The following is a 4,218-nucleotide window of genomic DNA, read 5'->3' as shown; positions in this document are numbered from 1 at the left end:
TCTACACCCTGCGCCAGAACCTGATGGCCGCAGCCGGAACCAGCCCGGAAGAGGCAGCCCGTCAGTACCGGATGGGCAAACAATTAAACCTGCCGCCCCAGGTTCTGGCCGCCAACCCCCGCCTGCTCAAGCAGCAGGAGGCGGTGGACGGGGTGGATTTCGACGCCCTGGTCAGGATTGATCCGGTCACCGGGAAATATCCTGTCCTGGCGCGCTACTACAGCGATCCGATCAACGCCCGCATCTCCCATGATGACAAAAACACCTTGATGGACCTGGTGGATGGGATTGGAAAATTTACCGCCCGCCTTGCTGCGTCTGCCGCAGCAGCCATTCCTGTGTTCGGTTTTAACCTTGGCGCATTCAATCTGGAGTTGACCCTCGCACCCTTGAAAGCGCTGCATCTGCTCCCCGATTCCATTGTGAAACAGGTGGAAGAGCAGGTTGACCAATTCCGGGACATTGCGTCCGGCACCATGAATCTGATTGACGACAATCTGAAAATCGGCACCAGCGAGTTTGCGCAGGGGGCGGAAACGGCGAGCATCTCTCTGGGACAGAATCTCCCCTGGCTGGTTGCAGCCGGGCCAGTGGTTCTCGCCCGCCTCACGACGACCATGGGGCGCTCCGGGATTACTGCAATCAACCCTGCCACGATAAAGCAATTCATCGCCACTTCGTCCGGCAAGGCGGCGCTTGAGGAAGCCATCAAGGGGGTTGGAAAAACCACCGTCTTGGGCATGTCCATGCCTGTCGGGTTGAGTGGCATCACACAGGCCAGACAATCCGGTCTCGGTCTGCCGGAAGCCGCGTTGTATGGCATGGAGCAGTTCGGCTCCGAGTATGTGTTCGAGCTTATACCGGGGACAAGCCTGGTCCGGGGGATCGCCAAAGGCACTCCTCTTGGAAAACTGGCCGGAGAGGTGCTGGGAAAAGAGTTGGTTACGGAGTTGCCAACCACCGTGGTCCAGAATTTCTTCACCTGGCTGCACATCGAGAGGAACAAGGGAAAAACTTTTGACGATTACTTGCAGCAACTCCCGGCAGATCTGCGCATCACCACCTATGCCACCCTTATCCAGGGCCCGCTTGCTGCTGGCGCAAGCCGAGGAATTGCGAAAGTGTCCCAGAGGTTCGAAGAACGAAGAGTTGCCAAGGAGATGGTGGGTGAACTGGAGCGCGTCGCAAACCTGGTGTCGCAATCCCTGACGCAGGCACGCGACCCGGAGAGGTTGTACAACCTTTTGCATACCGCCAGCGCCGGGACCATGGTGTTTTTCGACGCCGAGCCTCTGCAACAGGCGTTCGCCCAGTCCGGGCTGGAGCCAGCATCGGTTTTGCCCTCGGTGGCCGGGCAGCGCACGGATACGCAAGGTCACGGGATCGAAATTCCGGCAGCGGAACTGGTGACCGCCATGGCGCAACACCCGCAGCTGCGGGAGTCCTTGCTGAATCATGTCCGCACTCAACCCGGCCAGGCCACACTGCACGAGTTGGAGAGAGACGGCCCCCAGGCCAGTGATCAGCTCCAGCAGGAGGCAGCCAAAGTCCAGGAAAAGCAGAAAGAAAATGAGCTTTTTCTCTCCGAATCCAAAGAGCTGCGCGCCGACCTCCAGGCACAGCTCGACTCCGTTGGCCGCTTCGATTCCAGCGAGAACACCTCCTACGCAGACCTTGCAGGCGCATGGTACGACGTGACGGCGGACAAACTGGGCATCACCCCAAAACAGTTGCGGGATGGCTGGACCGACTCCCAGGGGGTGAAACGGGCGGGGTTTAACTTGAGGGTGGCGGGGGGGGAACAACTGGCGGCGGACGGATTTTATCAGCCTGTAAATCCAGGAATTGACCTGGAGCAAACCATGGCACCGGTTCAGGTTGAACCACGCTTTGCCGGCATGAATTATCACGACGCACAGAAACAGTTCAATAATCCTGAGTTCCGCCAACAGTTGGTCGGTGAAGTTGAAAACAAAAATACCGGCTGGAAGATTGATATCTCAGGCAAGAACATCCGACATGCAGCCATGCGGACAATTACGGCAAACAGAGCCGTTGTGGAACGTTTGGAGGCTGTTGCCGCTTGGCCGGAGTTGATGCGGAGTGCCATTCTTGTGGAAAGTCGTGAAGCTCTGAAAAGCACCGAAGCGCACAAAAAGATTCATCGGTTCTATGTGCCGTTTAAACTTGGAAACGAAGTGTTCGCCGTCAAAATGACAGCGAAAGAATACGAGCCAGGGATTATCACCCCTGAAGAGATCGACGTACGCAAATTGTACGACACGGATATTGCAAAAAAAATGTCCGCCGGTACCTCAAAGGATCTCTATACCCGTTCTGTTGACAGACCGGAGCTCAACCCTAAGCCGACGGCGGACAACTACACATTACGCGATATCCTGACCGGATTGCAAGATGATTTTGGCAATCCGTATCTGAATCAATCATCGTCCTCCCCTGAAGAGGGCGTTTCTGCTTCCCGTGACCAGTCCTTCAACACCCAAGCTCAAGGCACCTTCGACCCGTCCAACCTGGAAATCCGCCTCCTGGCGAATGCCGATCGTACCACCTTTTTGCACGAAACCAGCCATTTTTTCCTGCACGCCACCATGGAGCTGGCAGCCATGGAGGGGGCGCCCCAGGGCATCGTGGACGACATGACCGCCTTGATGAAACAATTTGGCGTGGCGGACATCACCACCTGGCGCGGCATGAACACAGACGAACAACGCCCGCACCACGAACAGTTCGCCCGGTCGTTCGAGCAGTATCTGCAGGAGGGCAAAGCACCCAGCGAAGCGTTGAAACCTCTGTTCCGGCGCTTTTCCGGCTGGCTGAAGCAGGTGTATCGGAGCATTCAGGAGTTCGTCGCCGCGCACCCGAACGAGGCCAGGCTCAACCCGGAATTGTCGGCCATCTTCGATCGCCTGTTGGCCACGGACGAGCAGATCCGGGCAACCAAGGCAAACGACTCCTCTTCCGCAGTCATCGACCCTGCCGGGGCGGTCGGAATGACCCCGGAGGAGTTCCACCGATACCCGCCAGGAGGCGCGGTCGATCCGACCACCTCGCCGCCCCCGACACCCATCGCACCAGCCACCCAGCCAACGCCATCCCCCCCGGATGGCGTTGTTGTTTCCGGCCCCACAGCACCGACTTCCACCCCTGCGACCCTGGCGCAGAATCCGACTCCGAAGTCCAACACGAACGAACAACAACCTGGCAAAACACGCACAACCTCCTCTTTCCCGCCCGTGTTTTCGACCAAAGGGGTCTCCGCCAAAACAATGCAGGATGGCTCCCACTACTTCAACCGGGACAGGGATTGGGAAGCAGCCAAAGAACTTGGTGATTTCGCTGCAGCCCAACGTTTTACCAACCGGCATTGGAACCAGGAGTTGACGGACAAGCTCAAGAATATGCTGACCGATCCGAGCAACACAGTGTTTCTTTCACAGCCCAGTTCCAGTGGTCTGAACATGCTGGCACGTGCCTTGGCGGAAAAACTGGCCAATCAGCTTAGTGGCAAATCGCTGTATGGTGAAATGGTTTTTAAACCGCAACACGATCGTCAATCCAAATCACTTAAACCGCCTGAACGGCTGCTCTTTCCAAGGGATTATGCCCTCCTGGATTCGACACACCTGCATGCACAGACCCGTGGAAAGAAGGTCGTGGTTGTGGATGACATTATCACTTCCGGTGGCTCGATTAGACAGATGATAGTCACCTTGCAGGCCCAGGGTATTCCAGTGGAAGCTGTCGCGGCGTTCGGTGGCAACCCGGATATGACACCGCAGCGTGGTTCCATTAACAACTTGAAAGAGGCCTTGAAAAATGCCAATATGCATTTCGATGCTTGGAAGTTGGCCAAATACCTTACCAACAACGAAATCAAGAACCTTACGGACTTAATATTATATGCGCAAGACACGCTCCATCCGAGATTTGCTTATTCCCGTCAAACCATTGCCAGAGAACTACAAAGGCTATTCCCCTGAGGAGTTGATCCAGGTTCTGGAAATGATCAACACAGACAAGGGAGCCGTTGGTGTTCCCAAAGAAAAAATCGGAGCAATGCGGGACATGATCCGGGAGTACCGCATGACTCCGGGATTCAAAATTCCCCCCGGGGAGAACGAGATCGTGATGCCCTACATGGAAGACGGTTATTTCCCGAAACGGGACAGCAACCCGAAATAGGCTGCCACCACTGCC

The 4,218-nt window shown here is 56.3% G+C and carries 2 protein-coding genes; both read left to right on the top strand.

The annotated features are described in order from the left end of the window. On the top strand, window positions 1-4,001 hold a 4,001-nt coding region (locus HQL56_18565), incomplete at its 5' end, for a hypothetical protein (protein MBF0311519.1). Continuing rightward, window positions 3,922-4,203: a hypothetical protein gene (locus HQL56_18560; GenBank protein ID MBF0311518.1), complete on the top strand. Its 282-nt coding sequence runs from the start codon at window positions 3,922-3,924 to the stop codon at window positions 4,201-4,203. The genes HQL56_18565 and HQL56_18560, both read left to right, overlap by 80 nt. Window positions 4,204-4,218: the final 15 nt, after the last annotated feature.

The organism is Magnetococcales bacterium, assembly GCA_015231925.1.
Taxonomy (GTDB): Bacteria; Pseudomonadota; Magnetococcia; order Magnetococcales; family JADGAQ01; genus JADGAQ01.
Note: the sequence above shows the minus strand (reverse complement) of the source record. Positions and strands in the feature narration are given on the sequence as shown.

Coding starts and splice junctions, on each gene's coding strand:
- HQL56_18560 (MBF0311518.1), top strand. CDS start 3,922: ATGCGCAAGACACGCTCCATCCGAGATTTGCTTATTCCCGTCAAACCA.